This is a genomic window from Streptomyces sp. NPDC056161, from assembly GCF_042268025.1.
Taxonomy (GTDB): Bacteria; Actinomycetota; Actinomycetes; order Streptomycetales; family Streptomycetaceae; genus Streptomyces.
On sequence record NZ_JBHJUV010000001.1, the window covers coordinates 130,820 to 154,189 of the forward strand.

28 protein-coding genes and 3 pseudogenes are annotated in these 23,370 nt (G+C 70.3%); 9 read left to right on the plus strand and 22 right to left on the minus strand.

What is annotated here, in order from left to right:
• Window positions 1-32: 32 nt before the first annotated feature.
• The 3 genes from ACFC09_RS00580 to ACFC09_RS00590 all read right to left on the minus strand — a co-directional run bounded on the left by ACFC09_RS00580 (window position 33) and on the right by ACFC09_RS00590 (window position 2,066).
• Window positions 33-1,337, minus strand: coding sequence for an enolase C-terminal domain-like protein (locus tag ACFC09_RS00580; protein WP_376522290.1), 1,305 nt, complete (start codon window positions 1,335-1,337; stop codon window positions 33-35).
• A gap of 109 nt (window positions 1,338-1,446) precedes the next feature.
• Window positions 1,447-1,710: a hypothetical protein gene (locus ACFC09_RS00585; protein ID WP_376522291.1), complete on the minus strand. Its 264-nt coding sequence runs from the start codon at window positions 1,708-1,710 to the stop codon at window positions 1,447-1,449.
• Between the two features lie 134 nt (window positions 1,711-1,844).
• Complete coding sequence (locus ACFC09_RS00590) at window positions 1,845-2,066, minus strand: hypothetical protein (protein WP_376522294.1); 222 nt, start codon at window positions 2,064-2,066, stop codon at window positions 1,845-1,847.
• Window positions 2,067-2,529: 463 nt separating this feature from the next.
• Here ACFC09_RS00590 and ACFC09_RS00595 point away from each other — a divergent pair, with 463 nt between their 5' ends.
• Window positions 2,530-2,910 (plus strand): hypothetical protein, encoded by a 381-nt coding sequence (locus tag ACFC09_RS00595; RefSeq protein WP_376522297.1) that lies wholly within the window; start codon window positions 2,530-2,532, stop codon window positions 2,908-2,910.
• A 333-nt stretch (window positions 2,911-3,243) separates the two neighbouring features.
• On the opposite strand, the gene ACFC09_RS00600 is transcribed toward ACFC09_RS00595, so the two are convergent.
• The 8 genes and pseudogenes from ACFC09_RS00600 to ACFC09_RS00635 form a co-directional block, all read right to left on the minus strand.
• Window positions 3,244-4,167 (minus strand): acyl-CoA desaturase, encoded by a 924-nt coding sequence (locus tag ACFC09_RS00600; protein WP_376522809.1) that lies wholly within the window; start codon window positions 4,165-4,167, stop codon window positions 3,244-3,246.
• A gap of 428 nt (window positions 4,168-4,595) precedes the next feature.
• Complete coding sequence (locus ACFC09_RS00605) at window positions 4,596-4,739, minus strand: hypothetical protein (protein WP_376522839.1); 144 nt, start codon at window positions 4,737-4,739, stop codon at window positions 4,596-4,598.
• Between the two features lie 16 nt (window positions 4,740-4,755).
• Window positions 4,756-5,151: pseudogene (locus ACFC09_RS00610) on the minus strand (LysR substrate-binding domain-containing protein); the annotation flags it as partial.
• 75 nt (window positions 5,152-5,226) lie between these two features.
• A complete protein-coding gene (locus ACFC09_RS00615; protein WP_376522812.1) occupies window positions 5,227-5,487 on the minus strand; it encodes a LysR family transcriptional regulator in 261 nt (86 codons plus the stop codon).
• The gene (locus tag ACFC09_RS00620) at window positions 5,388-5,807 is read right to left on the minus strand and encodes a hypothetical protein (RefSeq protein ID WP_376522299.1); all 420 of its coding nucleotides are present in this window, start codon (window positions 5,805-5,807) and stop codon (window positions 5,388-5,390) included. Before ACFC09_RS00620 ends, ACFC09_RS00615 begins: the two co-directional genes overlap by 100 nt.
• On the minus strand, window positions 5,744-6,133 hold the full coding sequence (locus ACFC09_RS00625; protein WP_376522302.1) for an EamA family transporter: 390 nt from the start codon (window positions 6,131-6,133) through the stop codon (window positions 5,744-5,746). Before ACFC09_RS00625 ends, ACFC09_RS00620 begins: the two co-directional genes overlap by 64 nt.
• A 20-nt stretch (window positions 6,134-6,153) precedes the next feature.
• Window positions 6,154-6,582 carry a tautomerase family protein gene (locus tag ACFC09_RS00630; protein ID WP_376522304.1) on the minus strand — a complete coding sequence of 143 codons (429 nt, stop codon included), beginning with the start codon at window positions 6,580-6,582 and terminating at the stop codon, window positions 6,154-6,156.
• A gap of 18 nt (window positions 6,583-6,600) precedes the next feature.
• The gene (locus tag ACFC09_RS00635; RefSeq protein ID WP_376522306.1) at window positions 6,601-7,302 is read right to left on the minus strand and encodes an SDR family oxidoreductase; all 702 of its coding nucleotides are present in this window, start codon (window positions 7,300-7,302) and stop codon (window positions 6,601-6,603) included.
• 93 nt (window positions 7,303-7,395) lie between these two features.
• Between ACFC09_RS00635 and ACFC09_RS00640 the strand changes: the two genes are divergently transcribed.
• From ACFC09_RS00640 to ACFC09_RS00655, 4 genes and pseudogenes are all read left to right on the plus strand, one after another.
• Window positions 7,396-7,863 carry a winged helix-turn-helix transcriptional regulator gene (locus ACFC09_RS00640; protein WP_376522309.1) on the plus strand — a complete coding sequence of 156 codons (468 nt, stop codon included), beginning with the start codon at window positions 7,396-7,398 and terminating at the stop codon, window positions 7,861-7,863.
• A gap of 520 nt (window positions 7,864-8,383) precedes the next feature.
• Window positions 8,384-8,506, plus strand: a complete 123-nt coding sequence (locus ACFC09_RS00645; protein ID WP_376522311.1) for a hypothetical protein — start codon at window positions 8,384-8,386, stop codon at window positions 8,504-8,506.
• A 429-nt stretch (window positions 8,507-8,935) separates the two neighbouring features.
• A pseudogene (locus ACFC09_RS00650) lies at window positions 8,936-9,724 on the plus strand (response regulator transcription factor); the annotation flags it as partial.
• A 201-nt stretch (window positions 9,725-9,925) separates the two neighbouring features.
• Window positions 9,926-10,219, plus strand: a pseudogene (locus ACFC09_RS00655) (winged helix-turn-helix domain-containing protein); the annotation flags it as partial.
• Window positions 10,220-10,309: 90 nt separating this feature from the next.
• On the opposite strand, the gene tatC reads toward ACFC09_RS00655, so the two are convergent.
• The 6 genes from tatC to ACFC09_RS00685 form a co-directional block, all read right to left on the minus strand.
• Window positions 10,310-11,164, minus strand: a complete 855-nt coding sequence (tatC, locus tag ACFC09_RS00660) for a twin-arginine translocase subunit TatC (protein WP_376522314.1) — start codon at window positions 11,162-11,164, stop codon at window positions 10,310-10,312.
• An 89-nt stretch (window positions 11,165-11,253) separates the two neighbouring features.
• A complete protein-coding gene (tatA, locus tag ACFC09_RS00665; protein ID WP_376522316.1) occupies window positions 11,254-11,619 on the minus strand; it encodes a Sec-independent protein translocase subunit TatA in 366 nt (121 codons plus the stop codon).
• 149 nt (window positions 11,620-11,768) lie between these two features.
• Window positions 11,769-12,209: a hypothetical protein gene (locus ACFC09_RS00670; RefSeq protein WP_376522319.1), complete on the minus strand. Its 441-nt coding sequence runs from the start codon at window positions 12,207-12,209 to the stop codon at window positions 11,769-11,771.
• Between the two features lie 286 nt (window positions 12,210-12,495).
• Entirely contained in the window at window positions 12,496-12,924 is a 429-nt protein-coding gene (locus ACFC09_RS00675) for an ATP-binding protein (RefSeq protein ID WP_376522321.1), read from the minus strand.
• A 613-nt stretch (window positions 12,925-13,537) separates the two neighbouring features.
• A complete protein-coding gene (locus ACFC09_RS00680) occupies window positions 13,538-14,326 on the minus strand; it encodes an anti-sigma factor family protein (protein WP_376522323.1) in 789 nt (262 codons plus the stop codon).
• A gap of 25 nt (window positions 14,327-14,351) precedes the next feature.
• Window positions 14,352-14,954 (minus strand): sigma-70 family RNA polymerase sigma factor, encoded by a 603-nt coding sequence (locus ACFC09_RS00685; RefSeq protein WP_376522325.1) that lies wholly within the window; start codon window positions 14,952-14,954, stop codon window positions 14,352-14,354.
• Between the two features lie 579 nt (window positions 14,955-15,533).
• Between ACFC09_RS00685 and ACFC09_RS00690 the strand changes: the two genes are divergently transcribed.
• From ACFC09_RS00690 to ACFC09_RS00705, 4 genes are all read left to right on the plus strand, one after another.
• A complete protein-coding gene (locus tag ACFC09_RS00690; protein ID WP_376522328.1) occupies window positions 15,534-15,830 on the plus strand; it encodes a cupredoxin family copper-binding protein in 297 nt (98 codons plus the stop codon).
• A complete protein-coding gene (locus tag ACFC09_RS00695) occupies window positions 15,827-16,858 on the plus strand; it encodes a metallophosphoesterase family protein (protein WP_376522331.1) in 1,032 nt (343 codons plus the stop codon). Before ACFC09_RS00690 ends, ACFC09_RS00695 begins: the two co-directional genes overlap by 4 nt.
• Entirely contained in the window at window positions 16,855-17,304 is a 450-nt protein-coding gene (locus tag ACFC09_RS00700) for a hypothetical protein (RefSeq protein WP_376522333.1), read from the plus strand. The genes ACFC09_RS00695 and ACFC09_RS00700 overlap by 4 nt, the downstream gene beginning before the upstream one ends.
• Window positions 17,305-17,473: 169 nt before the next feature.
• Complete coding sequence (locus ACFC09_RS00705; RefSeq protein WP_376522336.1) at window positions 17,474-17,746, plus strand: hypothetical protein; 273 nt, start codon at window positions 17,474-17,476, stop codon at window positions 17,744-17,746.
• A 144-nt stretch (window positions 17,747-17,890) separates the two neighbouring features.
• On the opposite strand, the gene ACFC09_RS00710 is transcribed toward ACFC09_RS00705, so the two are convergent.
• The 5 genes from ACFC09_RS00710 to ACFC09_RS00730 form a co-directional block, all read right to left on the minus strand.
• Window positions 17,891-18,421, minus strand: a complete 531-nt coding sequence (locus ACFC09_RS00710) for an NUDIX domain-containing protein (RefSeq protein ID WP_376522337.1) — start codon at window positions 18,419-18,421, stop codon at window positions 17,891-17,893.
• Window positions 18,422-18,541: 120 nt separating this feature from the next.
• On the minus strand, window positions 18,542-19,504 hold the full coding sequence (locus tag ACFC09_RS00715; protein WP_376522340.1) for a hypothetical protein: 963 nt from the start codon (window positions 19,502-19,504) through the stop codon (window positions 18,542-18,544).
• Window positions 19,501-22,227: a PEP/pyruvate-binding domain-containing protein gene (locus tag ACFC09_RS00720; RefSeq protein ID WP_376522342.1), complete on the minus strand. Its 2,727-nt coding sequence runs from the start codon at window positions 22,225-22,227 to the stop codon at window positions 19,501-19,503. The genes ACFC09_RS00715 and ACFC09_RS00720 overlap by 4 nt, the downstream gene beginning before the upstream one ends.
• An 8-nt stretch (window positions 22,228-22,235) precedes the next feature.
• Entirely contained in the window at window positions 22,236-22,877 is a 642-nt protein-coding gene (locus tag ACFC09_RS00725; protein WP_376522345.1) for a methyltransferase family protein, read from the minus strand.
• A gap of 50 nt (window positions 22,878-22,927) precedes the next feature.
• Entirely contained in the window at window positions 22,928-23,323 is a 396-nt protein-coding gene (locus ACFC09_RS00730) for a hypothetical protein (RefSeq protein ID WP_376522348.1), read from the minus strand.
• Window positions 23,324-23,370 lie beyond the last annotated feature (47 nt).

Below are 23,370 nucleotides of genomic sequence, written 5' to 3' on the forward strand. Positions count from 1 at the left end.
GAAGCGCGTCCGCCGTCCCGGCACCAGCCGGCTCAGGGCGCCTCCAACGCCCCGTCCGGCCGCCGGACCTGCGCCGCCCAACGGTCGTGCAGGAACTTCACGGGCGCGAAGCGCTCGGCGGCCTTCTCGTCCAGGTCGACGCCCCACCCCGGCTCCTCGGAGGGACGCACATACCCGTGGTCCACCACCGGTGTGCCGGGAAAGACCTCGTGCGTCGCCTCGTTGTACTCGTGCGACTCCTGGAAGCCGAAGGCCGGTGTCGAGATGTCCACCGCCAGATTGGCGGCGACGCCGACCGGTGAGATGTCGCCCGGGGAGTGGAAGGCCGTGCGCACACCGAGGAGTTCGCACAGCGCGACCAGTTTCCGGGTGGGGGTCAGCCCGCCCACCGCGGACGTGTGCAGACGGAGCAGGTCGACTCCGCCGTCCCGCACGAGCCGTGCCGCGTCCGTCACCGAGCCGAGCTGCTCGCCGACCGCGATGGGCACCGGGGACGCGGCGCGGACCTCGGGCAGGCGGTCGTAGTGCTCGGGCGCGACGACGTCCTCCAGGAAGGAGAGTCCGTACGGCTCAAGGGCCCTGGCCAGTACCACGGCCTGTTTGGGCGTGAGACGGCTGTGTACGTCGTGCATGAGGTTGACGCCCTCGCCGAGCCGTTCCCGGGCGGCGGCGAACAGGGCCGGGGTGGAACGCAGATACCGTTCGGGGTCCCAGCCGTCGGGGTGCGGGGAACGCGGGTAGCCGCCTCGGGTGCTTGGGGCGCCGTAGGTGCCGAGTCCCGGCTGGCCGGTCTGCAGGCGTACGTTGCGGTAGCCCGCGTCGATCAACTCCTCGGCGCGGTCGAGGGTTTCGCCGATTCCGGCGCCGGCGGCGTGCGTGTAGACCTCGACCGCGGCCCGTACCCGGCCGCCGAGCAGTTCGTGCACGGGCAGCCCGGCACGCTTGCCCGCGATGTCCCACAGCGCCTGGTCGAGTCCGGACAGCGCGTTGTTGAGTACCGGCCCGTTGCGCCAGTACGAGGAGTAGTGGACGAGCCGGGTGATGTCCTCGATGTCGGCGGGGTGACGGCCGACGGCGAGCGGGCCGACGTGTTCGTCCACGGCGGCGGCGACCGCGGCGTAACGCTGGGTGAAGGTGGCGCAGCCGAGCCCGTACAGGCCGTCCTCGCTGGTGTCGACCCGGACCACGATCAGCGGTGTGCCCTCGGGGGCGGTGACGACGGCCCTGACTCGGGTGATGCGCAGTCGGTCGCGGTGCGTCCACGGCGGGAGGGCCTGCGGGAGGCCGCCGTCCGGTCCGAGGAGGCGGTTTTGGTCAGTGGTCCTTGCGTCGGTCATCGGTTTGTCCAGCCGTTCGTAGGGTTGGCGCATCCAGGAGCCTGAGGGACTGCCGGACGATCCGGTCCGGCGGCCTGAGTCGCCCGGGTGTCGGTGGTCCGGCGGCCCGTCATGCGCGGTGCCGGTTCTTCCAGGGGTCGTACGAGGGGTCGGGGGCAGGCAGTCGGAGGGTCTCCCGTGCGCCGTCCGGCCAGGCCACGTTCCCGTCCACGTCCACGTCCACGTCCACGTCCACGTCCACGTCCACGTCCACGTCCACGTCCACGAGCAAGGTGCCGTCCTCGGCTGCGGTGGTGAATTCGGGCAGGGCGGTGGGAGCGGTGCCGCTCAGGTGGATCAGGCCAGGCGGATCAGGCCACTGGCGAGTCCACACGGAGGTGCGCGTCGTAGGGGTGGTGGAGTGCCTTGGCCAAGGCGTCGCCGTACCGCGGGACCCGCCGTCGTCGGTACCGGTTCACCCGGCATGGACCGGACCTCCACGGTCGGTGCAATGGACGGAACGTGAAGTTACGAACCGCCGCAGCAGTTTGTCAATACGTTTGACGAATTACGGGGGAGCATCACCGGGGCCCGCCCCGCGGGCGGCGAGCTGATCGGCACCCGCACCCCGTGCCGGACACCGTTCCAGCCTCCGCCGCCGATCAGCACGTTGCCGCTGATGGTGGCGGACTCCAAGGGGCGGCCCGCGTCGCCGAACACGCCCACGTCCAGTGCGCTGTTCGACGACACGCTCTTTACCACCGCCGGTCGTCCGCCGCCGGTCGTCCACCACCGGGCCCGACGCTGAAGGTTCCTCCGGCCGAACGTTCCCTGTCGGAGCCGACATCCTGGCAGCCGACGAAATCCGCCCCCATGCCGGTTCCGGGAGGACGATGAGAATTGATTCAGGCGACGCACAGGCAGTTCATGGACTTCCCCCAGTCGACCCCCAAAAAGCCCTCCTAACGTCTTCCTTGTCGAACCGAGGGACCTCAGCTGGCCAAGGGGTTCCCAGCGGAATCATGGAAAGGGAGAGTTCGCGAAATTCGAGGATGCCTTCCTGCCAGTGCCAGCGAGCAAACCTCGGAATCAATTTCTCTCGGCTTCCTTGGATGCCTGCACCGGTTTCCTGCTTCCAAGTTGGACCCGTTCTGCGGCTGGGTTCCCTCTGGTTCGTCCGTCTGAGACCATCGAAAAAAGAGGTAAGAACAACATGCGCGCTATCGCTCTCAGGACCGCTGCTGTCGCCGTCGTCGCCGTCGGCGCGGTGACCGCCACCACCGCCGTCGCTTCGGCCGCACCGCGGGACGTACAGCACGTCACCAGCACCTCCCAGGTCGGCAAGAGCACCTCCGCGTCGATCAAGAAGTTCAGCGGCGGCACCGTGACCATCACGGTCGACGCCACCGGCAACAGCGGGGCCAAGCACACCGCGGTGCTGACGGTCAACGGTGTGAAGGCCGCCTCCGAGTCCTACACCGACAAGGGCGGGACGAGGACCTGGACCCTCAAGAACGTCAAGTCCGGCACCCTGAAGCTGACCGCCCCCGCCTCCAAGGGACAGGTGACCAAGATCAGCCTTTCCACCAAGTAACACAGGCGCGGCAGCACACGCGGAGCCCCGTGCGGGGCCGACGGCCACTCAGATGCCGTCAACCCCGCACGGGGCTCCGCGTCGTTCCGCGCCGCAGAGGGCCGGCACCCCGGTTCAGGGGGTGCTTGCTGGTCAGGCCCGACGAGCAGCCGCATCAGCAGACCCGTCGTCTCGGCCAGTACCCTTCGTCGCCCTGCATTGCCCTGCATTGCCCTGCATTGCCCTTCGTCGCCGTTCGTCGCCCTTTATCGCCCGGATCCGTGAGATGACCGACACATCGATCCGCCCGCCTGGCGCCCCCGGAAACCGCGGCGAGGCGTCGTCCGAGCGGTGTCAGCCCGTCGACTCGCGCGGGGCGCCCGGTTCGGCCAGCAGCCGGGCGCTGAGACGGTCCGGGCTCGGCCAGCGCACGTCGTGCACCCAGCGGAGCCTCTCGAACACCCGGATGAGGCGGGCGGCCGGGTCGAGCTGGCCCGGCAGCACACCGTGGCGCGCGCCTGTGGGATCGGCGTGATGTGAGTTGTGCCAGCTCTCACCGAAGGACAGCAGGGCGAGCGGCCAGAAGTTGGTGGCCTTGTCCCGGCTGGCGAAGGGGCGCCTGCCGGCGACGTGGCAGATGGAGTTCACCGACCAGGTGACATGGTGCAGCAGCGCCATCCTGATCACCCCGGCCCAGAGGAACCCGGTCAGCGCACCGGTCCAGGTGCCGGTGACGAGCCCGCCCACCAGCGCCGGGGCCAGGAGCGAGACGGCGGTCAGTGGCCCGAAGAGTCGACCGACGAGCCGTAGATCGGGGTCGGCGGCGATGTCGGGCGCGAACCTGGCACGGTTGCTCAGTTCACGCTTCAGCATCCACCCGATGTGCGCGTGGAGGAGTCCCTTGAGCAGCGCGCGTGTGTCGGTGCCGTAGCGCCAGGGCGAGTGCGGGTCGCCCTCGCGGTCGGCGAAGGCGTGGTGGCGCCGGTGGTTCGCCACCCACTGGACCGGCGAGCCCTCGACGGCCAGCGAACCCGCGACGGCCAGCGCGATCCGCAGGCCCCGCCGTGCCTTGAACGAGCGGTGCGTGAAGAGGCGGTGGTAGCCGACCGCGAGGCCGAAGCCGGACACGAGGTAGGCGACCACGGCCATGGCGAGGTCCAGCGCGGACAGACCCCGTCCCCAGGCCAGCGGCACCACGACGATCAGGCAGAGCATCGGGCCGACGACGAAGGTCCACATCGCGACCGCCGCCGTAGCCGTCTGAGGGGTGTCGAGCAGCGGCTTGATCCCGGCATCGGCTTCAGCATCGGCTTCGGCTTCGGCATCGGCATCGGCTTCCTGCACTACGGCGGTCTGCTCGGCGGCGGTCTGCTCGGCCATGGTCGGTTCGGCGGCGGTCTGTTCGGCGGCGGCCTTCTCGGCGGTGGTCTGTTCGGTACGGTCGACTGCGCTCGGGTTCATCGGTTCCTCGCCGTTTCTCAAGCTTTTCGGAGCCGGTGCCGGACCGACCTGGGTCATGCCTGAATCAGGAATGGCTCAGTCATGGATCAGGCATGGATCGGGCATGGATCGGGCGCCCGTGTGCGGTCGAGCGCGCTCGGCGGTCCAGGGCTCACGATCGCACCGGACGGCGTCCGCGCCGTCCGCCGCGGGTGTCCGGGGCATGAACGTCACAGGACCGAATCACCGTCGGCGATCTTCATCGGTCAGGTGGTGCCATTGCCTTCGTGGCCTGCGCCGTGGAGCGCTTCGTGCTGGGTCGCCGCTTGTTCGAGGAGCGTGTGGAAGAGGTGTACGTCCGGTCTGCGGGCGGTGCCGCTGCGGATGACGGTGTAGATGGTGCGGGTCACCGGGGTGACGAGGGGGTGCAGGCTGACACCGTGGTGTTCGGGGACTGACTGCCAAACGGGGGGCCAGGGCGACACCGGCGTCCGCGGCCACCAGGGACACCAGCACGGAGAAGTCGCTGCTGCGGGCCCGGATCTCGGGGACGAACCCTGCGGCGCCGCAGGTGCGTTGGATCATTTCGTAGCAGGAGAGGCCGGGATGGGGGGTGAGCCACGGGACGTTCGCCAGCCGGGTGAGGTCTACGGGCCGGCCGGCGGAGAGGCCGAGGCGCCGGGCACGCCCCGGGTGGAGGCACAGCAGGACCGGGTCCTCCATGAGGAGGTCCTGCTGGCTGTTCTGGGGGAAGTTGCGGGGCAACACGGTGTAGCTGTGCACCAGGGCCACGTCGGTGCGGCGCTTTTGGAGAGCGTCCAATGCCTGGTCGGGCTCGTGCTCGGCGAATTGGACGGTGAGCGTGCGCGCCTGCTCGTCCTCGTGCCGGGCGAGCAGCTAATACACCGTGGGGAGGAGGGTGCGGGCGGCGGAGGCGAAGGCGGCCACGCGGATCAGACCGTGGCGTCCGCCTTTCAGGGCGGCGAGGTCGGACTCCGCGGAGGCGAGGTCGCCGAGGATCACTTCAGCGTGTGCCACGAGGAGTTCTCCGGCGGGTGTCAGACGCAGGGTGCGTCCGCTCTTTTCCACCACGGGCACGCCGACCTCGCGTTCCAGCACGGCCAGTTGCTGTGAGACGGCCGGTGCGGTGAGGTGCAGGACGTCGGCGGTTGCGGCGACCGTACCGTAGGTGCGGCCGCTTCGACGGTCGCGGGCGGGAGCGGCAGCGCGAAGACCGTGCCGGCGGCCATCGCGTACGTGGCGACCTCCGGGCCGCTGTAGTGGCGCAGCAGCGGCTTGCTGGCGAAGTGGTAGACGCCTTGGACGAACGCCGCGGCCGGCACCACCAGCGAAGCGAGGCTGAAGCCGGAGAACCCGTCGGCCAGGGTGACGACAGCGGTGCCCGCGACGGCGATCACGCTGCCCACGACGATGTTGCGGGTGAGGGGCTCGGACCGGAACGCACTGGCGAGCAGCACGCTGAACACGGGGGCGTCGCGATCAGGAAGCTGGCAGTGCCGGCCTCGACATGCACTTCTGCCCAGTTCAGCAGCACCTGGTAGGCGGTCATCCCGGTCAGTCCGCACGCCGCGATCAGCGGAAGGTCTCGCTTGCGCGGTATGCGCAGGCCCGTGACGGGGGAGATGGCGAGCAGCGCCACGGCAGCGACCGCCAGACGCAGGAAGGACAGTGCGGCCGGGCCAGGCGCTGACGTGGGCGCGACCGTCCACGCTCGGGCCTGCGAGTGGACTACTTCGCCATCCACAGCGCTTCCCGCCAGCAGCGCTCCCCGCCAGCAGCCCACCCCGCCAGCGGCCCTCCCTGTCAGTAGGGAGACACGGCGTTCGCCGCTGCCCAGGCTTTCTCGGCGTCCGACCCGGCGGGTGGTGGCACGAGCCCGTTGATCATCCAGAGTTCCTCGCTGGTCTCGTCGATGTGGAATTCCCAGTGGACCTCCGGGTGCTTGTCCATCAGCGGGGTCAGCAGTCCGGAGAGCCGAGTGGTCATGCGCCGACGTGTGGCACTGTCCGGAGCCCGGCGGGCGATGTGGTCGATGGTCACCCGCGCCGCGCTGCCAGTGGGTCGGCCGCCCACGTAGAAGTCGTCCGTCGGGATCTCGCGGAAGATGACCACCACGTAGAAGCGTGGCAGTCCGACCACGTCGGCGTAGTAGTCCGTGATCACTTCCGCCAGTTCTCGGCGCTCACCGACGGTGAAGGTGTCCGCCGAGTGGTAGATCGTCCACAGTGGCATGACGATGCTTCCTTTCGATCAGCGGGCGAACTCGAAGGTCAGCTTCTCCACCGGCCCGGAGAGCGCCTTCTTCACGTTCTCCGTCACGGCGTCGGCGAGCACCTCTGCCGCCCCGGACTCCAGTCCGTCGAGGATGCGCGAGGCCACCTCCGCCGGAGACGTCTTGGGCACGTCCATGCCGGAAGTCATGTCCGTGTCGATGAAACCGACGTGCACGCCGACGACCTGCGTGCCCTGCGCGGCCAGCTCGACGCGCAGCGAGTTCGTGATCGACCACACCGCCGCCTTGGACGCCCCGTACGCACCGCTGCCGCCCAGCCAGGACAGGACCGAGTGAATGTTCACCAGCGCGCCACCGCCGTTGGCGGCCAGGATCGGCGCGAACGCGCGTGCCACCCGCAGCGGTCCCAGCACGTTGACGTCGAAGGTGTCGCTGACGGCCTCCAGGCTCCCGGTCAGCAGCGGAGCGGGCAGCACTATCCCGGCATTGTTGATCACGACGTCGACGTCCGTGGCGAGGGCGGCCAGCTCGGCGACGGACTCCGGCGACCGCACCTCCAGCCGGTGCGTGTGCACGGCCGGGCGCTCGTCGGCGAACTCCGCCCGCGCGGTCGAGTACACCTTCACCGCACCCCGCTTCAGTGTCTCGTCGACGATCGCCGCGCCGAGTCCGCGCCGACCACCCGTGACGAGGACGGTTTTGCCTGCGATTGCTCCCATGACAGCCTCCTGACTAACGCTCTCGTAACTCAGATGCAATCACGATAGACTGGCTAACGCAAGCATTACCCAGGAGACCCGGTTGAGGCGGCGATGGAATTCGAGGCACGGTTGCGGGACAGGTCGGCGTGGTCCATCGGCGACCGCTGCTCCGCGGCGAAGACGCTTGAGCTGCTGAGCACGAAGACGGTGTTCCTCGTCGTGCGCGAGTGCTTCTACGGCACCTCGCGCTTCGATGATTTCGTGACGCGCGTCGGAGCCTCGGCGCCCGCGGTCTCGCGCGCGCTCAGGCAACTGGAGTCGGCGCGCGTCGTCGTACGCACGCCCTACCACGAGCCGGGCGCGCGCCCCCGGGAGGAGTACCGGCTCACCGCCGCCGGCGAAGACCTGCTGCCGGTGTTCCTCGCCCTCGTGCAGTGGGGCGACAACCACCTTCAGGACGGTCACCCCCCGTTGGCGTTCACCCGGGGCGACGACGGCAGGAGAGTCGCCGTCACCGTCACGACCGCGGACCTTGAGCCCGTTTCGTCCGGGGACATCCAGATCCGGGCGAACAAGTAACCCGAAGCCGACCGCACCCGCCGTGCCCGGTGGAAGGGACAGGGCCCTTCAAGGAGGGTTCTTCAAGGGGGTGGGCGACGCCGGCTGGTGGTGCGCGTAGCGGGTGATGATGCCGCCCATGCTGACGCCGCCGACGGTCAGCGGTTCGGAGCCGATGCGCTCAGACCGCCGAGCACCACCGCTTCCGCCAACTGGCGCTGACGCTACGTTGATTGCGTGTCCTTGCCGGTGGACGGGTTCCTGAGGGACGGTGAGCGAACCGCTTCAGGTGACGGGGCCCAAGCACCCTCCAGCTCCTCTCGCACGATACTGCGGCGACTCGTGGATCCACCGCGTGCGCGTCGCGACAGCTCGCGATGGTCGCGGTCGCTGTCGAGAGGAGGTGGCTGTGTGCCGAACCTCAGAGCCGGACGATCCGGGCACGGACGCGGAGGGCGACGAACCCCCCTCGGCCGGTCCCGGTACGCCCACGAGGTGGCATCCGCGGGATGTGGGCTCGTGGTGGTTGGGATTGCGGGCCGTGCTGCTCACAGTGGACACGGTGGCGGCCCTGAAACAGCACGAGGCCCTTGCCCTCTGGGCAAGGGCACTCATCGCGGTTGGTGACATGATCGTCGACGCCGGCAAGCACGAGCGGTCATGAAACCAGGGGCCTGATCGTCGAGAGGCGGTCAGGCCCTCACATCCAGGAGACCATGGACCGCCGACGCCGGCCAAGGGGCGCTCTCTCAATTGCACCTAATGGCGCGTCACGATAGCGGGTTTCGTGACATGCTCGCGTTCCGACCGGACGGGAGGGGGCGTCATGGGGACGGCGGACGGCGAGTGCCGGGAGTGCGGCGGGCCGCTGCCGCCCGCTTCGGACACCGGTCGGCCACGCCAGTACTGCTCGGACGTCTGCAGATCGGCCGCTCGGCGGTCCCGCAACCGGCAGAAGGAATCCGCGGACGCCACCGCTTCACGCCGGTGCTCGACGGTCATCGCCGGTCGCCGGTGCGAACGGACCGCGCGCCACAGCCTGAGAGTGAAGGGCGTCGAAAGCCAAGTCTGTGCCGAATGCTACGACATGACCATGTCGTTCCTGCTCAAAAGCGGCGTGCCGGCCTCCTCGGTCGAGGTACGCCTGCTGCCCGAGGAAGCGGACGAGCGCGAGGCGGACGACGGGGCGCCGGCGATCGCGCCGGCGCCGACGACCGTCGTCCGCGGGGCACGAGTTCTCCTCGTCGAAGACGACCCGCACGTCGCCCGGGCCATGATCGCGGCCCTGGCCCGGCACCGGTACGACGTCATCCATGAGGCATCCGGATCCGGCGGCCTGCGTACGGCGTATGCCCAACGGCCCGACTTGGTGCTACTGGACCTCGGGCTCCCCGATATGGACGGCTACGACGCCCTGACCCGCCTTCGGGCCGTCAGCGACGTTCCCGTCATCGTGGTGACAGCACGCTCCGACGTCCGGTCACGTCTGCACGGACTCAACCTGGGGGCGGACGACTACGTCGTCAAGCCCTACGACTTCGCGGAACTGCTCGCCCGCATGGAGAGGGTGCTGCACCGCAGCACGTCTCCGGAGCAGTGGGCGCAGGACGTCTACGACGACGGCCTGCTACGGCTCGACTCCCAGAGCTTCGAGGCCCGCGTGGCCGATGCGCCGCTGAAGCTGACACCCACCGAGTTCCGCGTACTCGATCTGCTCGTGCGCAACACGGGAGTCGTCCAGTCCTTTCGAAAACTGCTCGCAAGAGCTTGGGACGACCCCAACGGGCGGGACACCGAGAAAGTCAAGTTCACCATCTCGCGCCTGCGGGGGAAACTGGACTCGACCGCCGTCGGCAGCGCCTCCATCGTGTCGGCCCGAGGTATCGGCTACCTCTACCGAGCACCAGGACCGTCGACGGCGCTCAGCCCTGCGGCGCCCGAGTCCCCGTCGTCCCGGTCAGGCTATGGGCACGCGGGCAACGTACTCAGCGTCCTGGAATCGCAGGACCCGGGCCCGAACTCGGCCCCGGACTCAGCCCCGGACCCCGGCAGGGGCGGGGACAGGGACAGCGGTGAGGCTGTCCTGCGCCTGGGCCCCGTGCACATCGAGGTGCCCACCCGGCAGGTCAGCGTGGGCGGTTCGGTCGTCCAGCTCACCCGCAAGGAGTTCGCTCTGCTCACTCTGCTCGCCCGGCACCCGGGCGTCGTCATCCGCCGGGAGCAGATCATCAGCGAGGTCTGGCCGGCCGGCGGAGTGGAGACCGGACGACGCCTCCTGGATCTGCACGTCGCGTCCGTACGCACCAAGCTGCGCATGCCGACACTGATCGAGACCGTACGCGGTGTCGGCTACCGCCTCGTCGTCCCGGCCACCTAGCGGAAGGGAAGAAGGAAACCAACGTACCCAGCCAGGCGCAGGTCGATGACGGTCCGGCCTGCGGGCATCGCATCCGCTGCGCCGATGACCTCAAGGTGTGAGGGCGAGGCGGGAGGGCTCGTCGTCACCGGGTCCCGCTGCGTCTCTTCGTGCCTTGCGCCGGTCATTGATCAGCGAAAAGACAACGGCGACGAAGAAGAGCACCCAGATCGGAGCGGCCAGCGCCAGCATGGTCAGCGGGTCCGTGCTCGGCGTCGCCACAGCCGAGAAGACCGTGATCCCCATGATCATGCGACGCCACCAGCCGAGCATCCGGCGACCGGACAGCACCCCGGTGAGGTTCAGCATCACCAGCAGCAGCGGCATCTCGAAGGCGAGACCGAAGACGACCACCATGCGGCTGACGAGGTCGAGCAGATCGTCCAGCGGCAGCAGGTTGTCGACGCCGTCCGGGGTGAGGTCGATCAGCACCTTCGCGGTCGTGGGCAGCACCTTGTAGGCGAAGAAGGCGCCGCCGAAGAACAGCGGGACGCCCGCGCCGACGAACGCGTAGGCGTATTTCCGCTCGTGTTTGTGCAGGCCGGGAGCGACGAACGCCCACAGCTGGTACAGCCATACCGGCGAGGCCAGCACGACACCGGCCGTCAGGGACACCTTCAGGGCCAGGGTGAAGGGCGCGAGCAGACCGTTGATCGTGATCCGCGCACAGGTGGTGTCCGCGGTCTGCTCGGCCAGATGGGCGAAGGACGTCGGGCAGCCGACCGAGTCCAGCACCGGCCTGGTGAAGACGTTCACCAGGCCCTTGTAGGCGAAGGCCGCGGCGATCGTCACGGCCAGGATGGCGAGGACGGCCTTGGCGAGCCGGTTGCGCAGCTCACGTAGGTGCTCCGCGAGGGACATCCGCCCCTCGGGGTCCTTCTCCTTGTTGCGGGCCGACTGGGACACGCCATGTCCTCATCTCGTGCGGCGGACCGGTGACCACCGGCCCTGCGTCGGTCTCGTGCGGGGATGAACCAGGGCTCCCACGACCGGACTCAGTCCCGGTGGTTGGTCGAGCTGTCCGTGGGCGCGATGCGGGCGGTGGGCTCGGCGCGGGCGGTGGGCTCGGCGCGGGCGGTGGGCTCGGCGCGGGCGGTGGCGGTGTCTCCGGGAGCGCCCGAGATCGTCCGTGGTCCGGGTCCGGGTCGGGTTCCCGGTTCCGGTCCTGGTGCGGGCTCAGGGTCGGGGCGCGGCTCGTTCGAGGCGCCGTCGTCCTTCATGGCCTGGGTCTCGCTCTTGAGGATCCGCATGGACCTGCCCAGTGCTCGGGCCGTGTCGGGCAGTTTCTTCGAGCCGAAGATCAAAACCACCACCGCGACCAGGATCAGCAGGTGCCAGGGCTCCAGCGCGTTGCGGAACATGTCACACCACTCCTTCGAACACGTCACGGGGCGAGTGGGATGGGCCGGCTGCCGTGGGGGCGTGCCGGGTGTCGATGTCCTTGCGGGTCATGTGTCCTTCTCCTCTTTGGATCGGGGTTGTCGGATCGGGGTTGTCGGATCGGGGTGATTCAGTTTCTGGGGCGCCCGGCGGCCGTCCAGGCGGCGTACTCCTGGCGGACGTAGTGGCGGTGGCCGGGGGCGAGTGTGATCGCGTCGGGGTGGTGCGGACCGGCCACCAGGTCGGGATGGCGGCGGTCGTGCAGGACGAGTTGCTCGGCGGTCTCTGCGGCGGCCGCGACCGGGCCGGGGGCGGGGGCGTCGAGGGCCATCCGGTCCATGAGGGCGGCCCGTCGCAGCAGCCAGGCGCGTTCGGCGGCCCGCGCGTCGGCCAGGGGGCCGACCAGGGGGCCGACCAGGGGGCCGGTGACGGGCCTGGCCTGGCGGCCGTCGCGTTCGGCTCCGAGAGCGAGTACTTGGTGCAGTTCGCGGCGCAGGTCCGGCGCATTTTCGTACGCCTCGTGCGGGGGCGGGGCGCCGATGCCCTCGCCGCTGTTCGGGGTGGCGTTCATGCTCACACCTCCGTCTGTGCGCGGGGGCCGGCGCCGCAGCGTCGGCACAGCACCGTGTCGTGGTCGCTCTCGCCGTGATCAGGAGCCGGTGGGTGTGCCGCGGGCCGCATGCACACCCGGGCCGGACCCGGGCAGCCGTCGACGGGGCACGGCCTGTGGGTCGCGAGGACCCCCTCGGCAGGGCCGTCGGACGACTCCGCACCGCGGCCGCGCCCGGTGGCCCGTCGCTGTGCCGCGGTACCGGCCCTGGCGAGGCGCCGCTGTTCGTGCGGCACGCCCGGCCCGGTCATGACGAGCACCTGAGGCAGGCGCGGACTTCGCGACCGCTGCACGTCTGGTGGATCTCGGTCGACTGGGCGAGGTACTGGACGATGCCGGTGCCGCGGCCGTGTTCGTCGGGGGCGATGTCGGGGCGTCGGCGCTGAACCGCCATGCCGGATTCCGTGACCACGATGTGCAGAGTGCCGTCGTCGAGGACGAGCCGCAGGGTCATGCGCTCGCGGCCGTACTGGGCTGCGTTGGCGGCGAGTTCGTCGACGATGAGTACGGCGGAGTCCCGCTCGGTTGCGGGCACGCTCCAGGTCTCCAGCAGATCGGCCGCGAAGTGACGTGCGGCGGAGACGTGCGCCTCCTGCGCGGGCAGGGTGAGTAGCGCCTCGTGTCGGCGGGGCCGGCCGAGCAGCGAACTCGGGCTGGGGGAATCGGTCACAAACATGGTCTTCTGGCTCTTCTGTGGAGGTGCGGGGAGCGGGACGGGAAGGCCACCGACGACTTCGGGGGCTGTCAGTGGGCCGGATCCTGAAGGGCGCGCTCATTCAGTTCCACGGGCGGCACATGCCGAACGGTTCGAGCAGTTCACCCCTTTTGCTCGATTTTTTGTGGGTCACGTCCGTGCCGGTGGCCTGGCGGGGCCCGCTCGCCTCCGCCAGGGCCCGGGTGCACTCCCCGACGGCGTACTCGGACACTCAAGTCGGCTGCGGACGCGGCTGGTTCGCCCGGGGACGACGGCGGTCACGAGCGTGCCGGCACGGCCGATGTCACGAGCACAAGCCCCCTCGATGACCCCCGGCTGGACGTCCCGTGCGCGTTCGTACCCCTACCTCCCCCACCGGTCTGGAGGCGGCTCGCTTCTCGCCGACCATCCGGCCCCGCGCCACTGACCACCCGACCCCCGCCACTGACCACCCGACCCCGCGCCACTGGCCGCCCGGCCCTTCGACGGCGACGTCTTCTTGGCCGCATGTACCGACGTGCGCTCACACCCGGCACCTGTCGTCAGGTCACCGGAGGGTCCGGCCGCCGGAGGACATGACGAGCCTGGCCTCGCCTCACGCCTGGATCGTGACCAGCTTCTGACCGTTGTCAGCGATGATCTCGAAGTGGGAGATGGCACCCGGGGAGATGGCAACCGCCCCTGGGATCGTGGTGCCGGGAGGGTACTCGCCGGCCCGCCAGGTCGCGCCGTCCGTTCTGACTCCGCCCGGTCCGATCGCCTGTAGCCGGCAGGTGATCCCGGCGGGTGCTCCCTTGGCGGAGACCTGTAGGGCGCTGCCCCAGGCCGAGGGCGAGACCTTCACCGAGGCGGAGACGCCGGTGGTGGGATCGCTTCCGGAGAAGGTGCGCCAGGCGATCGGGGCGGTCGGCCCAGGCGGCTTCGCCTGGCTGCCCACGGTTCCGACGGCCGCCAGCCAGGTGCCGCCGGCCGCTGCCGCGATGAACGTCAGCGAGGCGGCCGCACCGGCCAGTTGCAGACGCCAGGTCCTACGGCGCCGGGCCGCGGCCTGCTGGAGCAGCCTCTCCAGGACGCCCCCTGCCGACACCTTCGACACCTCGGGCACGGCGGACCGATCGGGCAGGGAACTCCGCGCGCTTTCGGCTGCCCGTGCCACCAGCCGGTCGGCCAGTTCCCCGTCGGCCGGTGGGACCGTCCGGCCTGCGGCTTCCGCTTCGGTCACCGTCGCGAGCAGCGCGGGCAGCCCTGCCAACCGGGTGTGTTCGGCCCGGCAGTCGGCGCACTCCGCGAGGTGGACGCGCACTCGTTCCATTTCCGCCGCGGGCAGCGTGCCCAGGACGTATCCCCCCAGCGCCAGCCGGAGGCTGTCGTGCTCCGTGCTCATGGCCGCCACCTCCTGCCCGCCACGGTCATGGCTCGATGCCCCGTTCCTGGAGTGCCAGCCGCAGGGCGTGCAGGGCGTAGTACGTCCGCGACTTCACGGTCCCGAGCGGGATGCCCAGCACCTGTGCGGCCTCCGTCATGGTCCGGCCCCGGTAGTAGGTCTCCAGCAGGACGGCGCGGTGGTCCGGGGACAGCGACCGGACGGCGTCGGCGACCGCCCAGCTCTGTAGTGCCTGCTCGATCTGGTCCTCGCCCGGCGTCTGCTCGTCGGCCCGCTGAAGGGCCTCCCCACCGGTCTCGGCCGGTCTGGCCTGCCGAGCCCGGTGGGCGTCGATGACCAGGTGCCGGGCGACCGTGCACAACCAGGCACGGGCCGGGCCGCGTGCGGGGTCGAACGCGGCGGGATGCTGCCACGCTCGCAGCAGCGTCTCCTGCACCACATCCTCCGCCCATTGCCAATCTCCTGAGGTCAGTCGCAGCACGTAGTGGAACAGGGCTCCTGCGTGCTCCGCGTAGAGAGTGCGCAGCAGTTCCTCGTCTGCGGTCGAAAGCGTCCCTTTATCAGTGACACGGCGCGCGGAGCGATCCGGATCGGTCCCTGGGCCACGCTTTCGGGAACTCCAGTGCATAGGCAGATCATCGCGCATATGTACTGCTTTGTCCTGTAACTCACGGCATGGTGGCGGTGACGCTCCGCGCGCGTGGCGGGTGATGTGCCCATGCCCGACTTTGCGACACCACGAGGGCCAGGGGTGGGCGGAGCCCGGGAGGCCGACCGGTCCACGGCTGCACCAAGAGGTCTCACAAAAAGTGCATATCCGCCGAACCGTAGGACCCCTGCCGTCCGTGGAGCCGGACAAGAGCCGACTCACGGCATCCACCACACATTCCTGCGGTCACGTGCGCCGGGCCGGCGCAGTCACCGCCTCCAGCCTGATCAGTGAGGAACGGACACCATGCACCTGCACCTTCGCACACCAGGCCGTCGATCCCGCGCCGCGGCCGGGCTGGCGGTCGCCGTCATAGCCACCGCCGGTACGGCGGGGCTCCTCAGCTCATGCGGCCAGTCGTCGCACCCCTCGGCCGGCGGAGCCGGCGCCATCACACCCGGTACGGGGCAACACCAGACGGCAGGGATGCCCGGCGCCACCGGGCCGGACAAAGGCTCCGCTCCCGGCGCCTCACCGATGCCCAGTATGAACATGCCCATGAGCCCCTCGAACACGGGCGCGCCGGCCGCGCCGGTGGCCGGGAACGCGGTGGCGATCAACAACTTCGCGTTCTCCCCGGCCACGCTGAAGGTCAAGGTCGGCACCAAGGTGACGTGGACCAATCAGGACACCGACGCCCACACCGTCACCAGTTCCGGATCGGGCGGCCCGTTGCGTTCGGCAGCCCTGGCCACCCACGCCACCTACAGCTACACGTTCACCAAGCCCGGCACCTATGCCTACCTCTGCACCATCCATCCGTTCATGACCGCCACCGTGGAGGTGACCCGATGAGCGACTACTCCGACAGCTACGACGGAGCACTGGCCGACGACGCCGGTCAGCCCGAAACCGAACACGGCATGACCCGACGTCAGCTCCTCCGGCACGCAGGATGGTTCGGCGGCGCAGTGGTGCTGACCGTGGCCGGTGGAGAGGTGATCAGTCACATCGCCGACTCCCGCGCCACCGACGCCGGGGCCGCACCCGCGGCCGGGGCCGGGGCCGGGGCCGGGGTCGGGGCCGCCGCGGCGGAAACCGGCGCACTGCGGTTCGTACAGGTCTCCGACAGCCACATCGGGTTCCAGGGCCCGGCGAACATGGATGTGGCCGGCTCCTTCGGCGCAGCGATCAAGCAGGTCAACTCGCTGGGATTCCGTCCTGACTTCGTCATGCACAGCGGCGATCTGACCCACTTGTCCACGGCCGGACAGTTCGACCAGGTCAAGCAGATGATGGCCGGAATGAGGACGGACCGCGTCTTCACCGTGCCGGGCGAGCACGATTCCATCGGCGATGCGGGCCGCGCCTACCGGCGGACCTTCGGCATGGGCACGCTCGGCGACGGCTGGTACAGCTTCGACACCCACGGCGTGCACTTCATCGCCCTGGTCAACACCCTGAGCCTGGAGAAACTCGGCCACCTCGGCACCGAGCAGATCGACTTCGTCCGCAAGGACGTCGCCGGGCTGTCGTCGGACACCCCGATCGTGGTCTTCAGCCACATCCCGCTGTTCGCCATGTACCCGAAGTGGGGCTGGAGCACCGACGACGCCCTCAAGGTCATCGCCCTGCTGCGCCGCTTCTCCTCCGTCACCTGTCTCAATGGACACGTCCACCAGTTGTTCACCAAGACAGAGGGCAACATCACCTTCCACTCCGCCACCACCACCGCCTACCCCCTGCCCAAACCGGGCCGCGCGCCCGCCCCCACCCCGCAGGTCGTCCCCGCCCGGCAGCTCAAAGAGGCGCTCGGCATCCGCAGCGTCGGCTACCGCCAGGGCGACCGCGAACTGGCCATCAAGGAGCAGAGGCTGGCATGAACACCAAAAGACTGCGCATCCCCGCCCTGCGGACGATGACCGCCGCGGCCCTGGCCGCCAGTGGATACCTGCATGCCCAGCTCTACCTCGACGGGTACCGCTTCATCCACGTCATCGGCCCCCTGTTCCTGCTCCAGGCGAGTGCTTCCTTCGCCCTCGCCGCCCTGCTGGTGATCGGCACTCCGCCCCTGCTGCTGAGGGCCGCCGCGGCAGGCGTGGCGCTCGGCGGTCTCGGCGGCTTCGCCGCCTCACGCACCGTAGGGGTGTTCGGATTCACCGAGCACGGTCTGCAACCCGAGCCACAAGCCGTCCTCAGCCTCCTGGCCGAAGCGGGCACGCTGCTGCTCCTCGCCCTCTGGCAGGTGGTTGCGGCCAGACAGCCCCGCGCTGTCCGACCGCCCGTCGGGACACCCGACTGGGCCACCACCCGCACACCACCCCACTGAACGACCGCCGGGCGGCCGCATGCCCGGCTGCCTGCCGAAGCCCCCTCGCTCGGCCTGGCCGCCGCCCCCTGTCCCCCGCCGCGCGAGCCGCAGGCGGCACCGTCGACCTCGTCGGCGCCGTCTGCGCCGCCCTCCCCCCGTTCCGGAACCGAGGAGAAGGAATACCCCCATGTACCTGGAACCGCGCCCAGGAATCGCCTGGCCGAGCCCGCACGTCCGCGAACTGAAGGATGCCGTACGCGCGCTGCTCGGCCTGGACGACGACACCGCCGTGAGGATCCGCCAACTCGTCTGCGGCGAGGGCGGCCACGCGCCGCTGGAGACCGTCGTCGAAGTACTGCCCATGGACGGCGAGGCCCACCGCTGGACGCTGCACCGCCCCGCCGAGCAGGTCACCGAGAACGAGCTACGGGCCACCCTGCTCCCCCGCCGACCGCGGTGACCGGACCCGACTCAGGGGTCTCTCCCGTCTCTCCCGTCTCTCCCGTCTCTCCCGTCTCTCCGGTCTCTCCGGTCTCTCCGAGCCAGTTCGGCCCCACACAGCCGCCTGAACAGCCTGAAGGAGGGAGGAAAGCCAAAGTTGACGTCAGGGCTGTGGGTGCGGCGCGGTCGCGTAGCGGGCCAGGAGTTCGCTGCTGTCCGGAGCGAACCGCGAGCCCGGCTCCGCCGTCTGAGCCATGAGCCGGTCCCATGGCAGCCACCAGCCGTCGGCCACCTCGGACTGCTGATGGACGATCGGCCCGTGCCGCTCCGGGTCGTGGACCGTCTCGTAGGTGTACGCCAGAAAGTTGGTGTGTGCGTCCGTGTACCAACGCTGGGCCAGTGGGCGCAGCACCTGGTCCCGCAAGCCGAGTTCCTCGGCGAGTTCGCGTACGGCGGCGGTGTCCGGCGCCTCGCCCGCCGTGATCACTCCTCCGATCCACGCATCGTCCAGGCCGGGAAAGACGTCCTTGGTCTCGGTGCGACGATGCACGTACACCCGCCTCTCGACATCTCGGACCAGGATTTTCACCGCCGCGTGCGGCAGGTTCTCCGCCCTCATCCGGCTGCGGGGCACGGCTGCGACGACCCGGCCGGGCACCTCGTCCTGGGCGTAAAGGGCGACGATCTCCTCCACGTTCCACACCCCTTCCTCAGGTGGTCTCCACCAGTACCTTGCCAGGGAAGCGGCCCGCCGGCAGGTCTGTCGGGCGGATCTCGCGGCGGACAGCGGCCGGCGCGGCCCCGCCTGCCGGTGTCAGGCCCCGAACCCCGGTCGCACCACGGCCAGCGCCGCGACGAACACCCCGAGATACAACCACGCCACATAGCCCATCGCCGGTCCGGGCGGCCAGGTCGGCGTGCGCAGGGAGGCGAACCGCTCCGCGCCGCCCCACAGGAAGCCCAGTGTGGTCAGCGGCAGCCAGCCCGCCAGCGTGGCCGTCCCGTGCAGCTCCCAGGGGCGGATCACGCCGAGTGCCAGGGCCGTCCCGGCCAGCGCGCAGCCCACGGTCAGTGCGACCGAACCGCGCAGCCCGACGACGTTCGAGTACAGCGTGGCGCCGGGCACCACCCGGGCGCCGGTCTTGCGGGCGAATTCGAAGTGCATGAACACACACGCGCACAGCACCGCCCCCAGGACCGCGTGCGATCCCGGACCGCGGCCGGTCGCCTCCCGGAACGACAGCCAGATGTGCACGCTGAGCATCGCCTGCACCGGATAGCTCACCAGCAGGTTGACGAAGATACGGTCCCGGACCGTCGCCGACCAGCGCTCCAGCCGCACCAGAAAGCAGATGTAGCCGAGGACCAGCAGCAGCCAGCCGGCCAGCAGCGGCGAGCGCCAGCCGGTGAGCGCGAGTTCCGCGACGACGATCAGCGCCATCGCGATCCGCAGTTCCCGCACGTCGATCGCGCCGCGTGGCAGCGGCCGGCCAGGGTTGTGCACCCGGTCGTACTCCAGGTCCTTCTGTTCGTCGACGACCCGGATGAACAGCAGCGTCAGGTAGACGGTGACGATTTCGGCGAGGAGGGAGCCGTCCAGACTCCAGTCCGGCTCGGGTGCTAGCAGCGCCAGGACGCCTTGGAGGGCGAGGACCCACAGGACCGCGTAGAGGACGTAGACGCGGGCGGGGGCCCGTTCGGCGAAGAAGGCACGCAGGCGGCGGGCGGTGGAGCGGGGTTCGCGGGCCACCGGGCGGGGGGTGTCGGTGGCGGTCATGCCTCGTCCTCCTTGAGGATCTTCACGGTGCCGGCCGCGCCGTCCATCTCCACCCGGGCGCCGTCGGGGATACGGGTGGTGGCGTGGGGAAGCGCCACGATGGTCGGGATGCCGAACTTGCGCCCGGAGATGGCGGTGTGCGACAGCAACGTGCCGCGCTCGACCACGATGCCGCGCGCGGACAGCATGAGGAACAGCCAGCCGGGGTCGGTTTCGCGGGCGATCAGGATCATGTCGTCGAAGGGCTCACCGACGTCGTGCGGGTCGATGACGACGCGGGCGGTGCCCCGTACGACGCCGCCGCTGGAGCCCAGGCCGAGCAGGGTGCCCGCGGCGGCCGTGTCCCGGTTCAGGTCGGGCAGTGCGTCCTGCACGGGTCCCATGGTGACGAAGTCCATGGGGAGTTCGGCTCCTCGTGCGTGGAACTCGGCCTGACGCAGGGCGGCCAGGCCCCGCAGGTCGCCGGTGACGGCGGTGCCGTCGTAGGTGCCGAGGATCTCCTCCTCGGTCAGGTGCACCACGTCCTCGGCCCTCTCCAGCAGGCCGCGCGCGGCCAGGTCGGCGCCGAGCCCGCGGTACACCTGGCGGCCGAAGCCGTACAGCTCGCTGCGGCGGTAGCGGGTGTTCTCCCGAATGTCGATGTACCGGCGTTGCCCGGCCAGTGCGGCGTGCAGGGCACCACGGCGCAGCGGGTGGCCGGCCAGCAGCTCGGCCAGCCGCCGCTCGCCCGTCCGTCGGGCCTCGGCGTCCCGTTCGCGCAGCAGCGCGCAGGTGAGGTCGCCCCGCGCGTACTCGGCGGTGGTGCGCAGCAGTTGGGCGGGCTGGTCGCGGGGTACCGGCACCTCCAGCTTCAGCTCTTGCAGGCCCCGGTCGCCGTGCAGGTGGGCGTGGGTACGCATCCGGTCGCCGAGGTCACTGCCGTATGCGTTGCGGTCGATCTCGTGCCACACTTCCTCGGTGGGTCTCTCGGCGAGCGCGTCGAGGACGCCGGGGGCGGCGCGTATCCGTTCGGCGATGTCGACGATCGACATCAGAATGGTGACGCTGCGGTTCTCCTTCCCTCCGCACAGCAGGTCGCTGTGCAGTCCGGGGTCGGCCTGCGGCACCCAGCGGTCGAGCATCTTCATGACCAGCGTCTCGTGCAACTGCAACAGCAGATCGTTGACCAGGGTGATGCCCCACCGGTCGCCGGCTTCCCGCCACAACGACCGCATCAGTTGGGCGAGTTGCAGGGCATCGGCGGTCTTCGCCGCCTCCCGGTGTGCGGTGAGGGTCCGCTCCCACCAGGTCTCGAAGTCCTGCACCGCCGCACCGTGGGTCAGCAGCCGCCACGCCAGGCGTGTCAGGGCCGCCGCCGTCGCGGGCAGCAGGGTGGGGTCGGTGAGCGGCGGGGTGGGCCGGACGTGCGTGACGGACGGGGACATGCCCATCATCCGCTCGAAGCTTCCGCGCCACAGGGGGAAGGTGCGGCTGAGGCCGTGCAGGGTGTACCAGGTGCTCAGCGAGTAGTAGACCCGCCCGCGTAACAGGCCGATCATGCCGCGCAGTTCGCCCTCGTGCCGGTCGAGGATCTTGCGCGGCACGCCGAGCAGCCGGTAGAGGTCGTGGAAGTCCTCACGGTAGAAGCGCTGGGCGAAGGAGTAGGTCAGCGCGGTGGTGACGTCCGGGTAGGACTCGGTGATGTTGGCGTTGCTCCACAGCCGCTGCCGGTCCAGCTCCAGGACCACCGGGCGGGCCTGGAGGATGTGCAGCCGGCCGTCGGCGGTGAAGGTGCCCTCGATGTCCTGCGGGCGGCCGAAGAGATTCTCGATCCGGTCGCCGACCGCCACGACCTGCTGGATCTGTTCGTCGGTCAGTGCCGGTGCGTCCCGCAGTCCCTCGGGCGCGGGCACCGTGCGCGGGCCGTCGGCGAGCCGGTCGGGGTTCTCCTGCATCATGTGTGCCTTGTGCGCCGGCACGGATCGCACCGCGTTGCCGCGGCGGTCGACGAAATAGTGGTCGACCGGCACCTTCTCCTGGACCACGCCCTCGCCGATGCCGAGGCCGGCCGCGAGCACCCGGTCGCGGGCGCCGGTCAGCGGATCGCAGGTGAACAGGACGAAGGAGCGGCGGCCGAACTCCATGCGCTGGACCCCGACGGCCACCGCGAAGTCCTGCTGCCCGCCGCCCCGGACGGCCCGGTACAGCAGCGCCCGCGACCCGAACCCGGAGGCCCAGCACTGTCGGACCCGGTCCAGCAGCCGCTCGCGGGTGACGTACAGGAAGCTGTCGCTGATTCCGGCGAACGCGTCGTGTGCCGAGTCCTCACCGGCGTCCGTGCCGGTACCGATGACCGAGGAGCGCACCGAGACCACGGCCTCGGGCCCGAAGACCGAGTCGAACGCCTCGTACACCTGCCGTTCGACCGCCCTCGGTACGGGGGCGGCGAGCACCGTCTCGCGGAGCGCGGAAGCCCGTTCTTCCAAGGTCGCGGAGTCCGCGGTGCCGACTCCGGTGAGCAGGGCGTCCAACTCGGCCCGCACGGGGCGCAGCACCTCGGTGAACACGGCCGCCGGCACGCAGAAGAAGCGGGGCACCGGGAGGCCCGCCGCCGCCATCCGCGCCTGCCGGGAGAACTTCGGGCCGACCTCCGCCTCGTTGAGCAGGGCCCGCCCGCGCAGTACCGGCCGTTTCCTGCCGGGCGGCGAGAACGTGAGGGCGCGCAGTGCACGGGGTGTGTTCATCGGGCCTTTCACCATATCCAGGGGATGACACGGCGGTGGGTTGCCGCATAGTCGGAGTAGCCGGGAAGGGTGCGCAAGGTCCGTTCCTCGACGAGGATGCGCACGACCACCGTCGGCAGCAGGACCATCAGGGCGGCGGCGCTGGAGGTGTTGAGGAAGAACAGCACGAAGGCGACGTGGGCGAGGGCCATCCCGAGGTAGGCAGGATGCCGCACCCACCGGTAGGGACCGCTCCGCACCACCTGGTGGTCGCCGAGGACTCGGACCCGGTGCGAGTAGAACCGGCCGAGGGTGTGGACTGCCCACAGCCGGAAGCCGACGGCCGCCGCGAAGACCACGGGCAGCACCGGCATCCAGGGGTGGTAGGTCTGGTCGTCGGCCGGCGGCAGACAGGCCGCGGCGACGGTGGCGGCGCGCGCGGTGGCGTACACGTAGACCGTGCCGCGGTCGGTGGCCGTCTCGGTCGACCTGGAACTGCGGACGGTCGTCCAGGTCTCCAGCAGCAGCCACACCAGGTAGAGCCCGGCGAGCGTCGCTGCCGTCCGCTGCCAGGGGTCGGAGCGGTCGAGCAGGCCGCGGACGACGGCCGTGCCGGTCACCGCGACACAGACACCGAGGATGAACAGGGGGTACTTGCGCAGGAACACCATGGGGAATCTCCACTGGGCGGGGGCCGGCGGACGAGGCCGGCCGCCGATGGTCAGGACCCGGCGATCCGGCGGCCGGCCGGGTGCTTCGTCGGGCCGGGTTCCTCGGTGTGGAGTTCCGTCAGCGCACGGGCCTGGTGCGGCCCGGCGACGAGGACGTTCTCAGGACGGTGCTCGGGCACCTCACGGGGGCGCGGCGGCGCCGGAAGGGGCACGTCCGTCAGCGTCGGCTCCGTCAGCGTCGGCTCGGGCGGACGGCTCCGCCGCGTCCTGGCGCGGATGATCTCCCGCTCGTGCTCCTCGATCCCCTGCCCGGGTACGATCACCGGCGCGGGAGCGGACAGCGTCTCCGGCAGGAGGAGGCCCAGCCGGGACAACGGCGCCGAGTCGTCCGCATTCGACGCGCCGGCCGAGTTGTCGCCTACGACGAACACGAACTTCCCTGGCATGGCTCCCCCGCCTTCACCTGTGCCGGATGCGGCAGGTGCCCTCGGCG

Excerpts from the sequence above, each read along its gene's own strand:
- ACFC09_RS00580 (WP_376522290.1), bottom strand. The coding sequence starts at position 1,337 with ATGACCGACGCAAGGACCACTGACCAAAACCGCCTCCTCGGACCGGAC.
- ACFC09_RS00595 (WP_376522297.1), top strand. The coding sequence starts at position 2,530 with ATGCGCGCTATCGCTCTCAGGACCGCTGCTGTCGCCGTCGTCGCCGTC.
- ACFC09_RS00630 (WP_376522304.1), bottom strand. The coding sequence starts at position 6,582 with ATGCCACTGTGGACGATCTACCACTCGGCGGACACCTTCACCGTCGGT.
- ACFC09_RS00635 (WP_376522306.1), bottom strand. The coding sequence starts at position 7,302 with ATGGGAGCAATCGCAGGCAAAACCGTCCTCGTCACGGGTGGTCGGCGC.
- ACFC09_RS00640 (WP_376522309.1), top strand. The coding sequence starts at position 7,396 with ATGGAATTCGAGGCACGGTTGCGGGACAGGTCGGCGTGGTCCATCGGC.
- tatA (WP_376522316.1), bottom strand. The coding sequence starts at position 11,619 with ATGTTCCGCAACGCGCTGGAGCCCTGGCACCTGCTGATCCTGGTCGCG.
- ACFC09_RS00670 (WP_376522319.1), bottom strand. The coding sequence starts at position 12,209 with ATGAACGCCACCCCGAACAGCGGCGAGGGCATCGGCGCCCCGCCCCCG.
- ACFC09_RS00675 (WP_376522321.1), bottom strand. The coding sequence starts at position 12,924 with ATGTTTGTGACCGATTCCCCCAGCCCGAGTTCGCTGCTCGGCCGGCCC.
- ACFC09_RS00680 (WP_376522323.1), bottom strand. The coding sequence starts at position 14,326 with ATGAGCACGGAGCACGACAGCCTCCGGCTGGCGCTGGGGGGATACGTC.
- ACFC09_RS00685 (WP_376522325.1), bottom strand. The coding sequence starts at position 14,954 with ATGCACTGGAGTTCCCGAAAGCGTGGCCCAGGGACCGATCCGGATCGC.
- ACFC09_RS00690 (WP_376522328.1), top strand. The coding sequence starts at position 15,534 with ATGAGCCCCTCGAACACGGGCGCGCCGGCCGCGCCGGTGGCCGGGAAC.
- ACFC09_RS00695 (WP_376522331.1), top strand. The coding sequence starts at position 15,827 with ATGAGCGACTACTCCGACAGCTACGACGGAGCACTGGCCGACGACGCC.
- ACFC09_RS00700 (WP_376522333.1), top strand. The coding sequence starts at position 16,855 with ATGAACACCAAAAGACTGCGCATCCCCGCCCTGCGGACGATGACCGCC.
- ACFC09_RS00705 (WP_376522336.1), top strand. The coding sequence starts at position 17,474 with ATGTACCTGGAACCGCGCCCAGGAATCGCCTGGCCGAGCCCGCACGTC.
- ACFC09_RS00715 (WP_376522340.1), bottom strand. The coding sequence starts at position 19,504 with ATGACCGCCACCGACACCCCCCGCCCGGTGGCCCGCGAACCCCGCTCC.
- ACFC09_RS00720 (WP_376522342.1), bottom strand. The coding sequence starts at position 22,227 with ATGAACACACCCCGTGCACTGCGCGCCCTCACGTTCTCGCCGCCCGGC.
- ACFC09_RS00725 (WP_376522345.1), bottom strand. The coding sequence starts at position 22,877 with ATGGTGTTCCTGCGCAAGTACCCCCTGTTCATCCTCGGTGTCTGTGTC.
- ACFC09_RS00730 (WP_376522348.1), bottom strand. The coding sequence starts at position 23,323 with ATGCCAGGGAAGTTCGTGTTCGTCGTAGGCGACAACTCGGCCGGCGCG.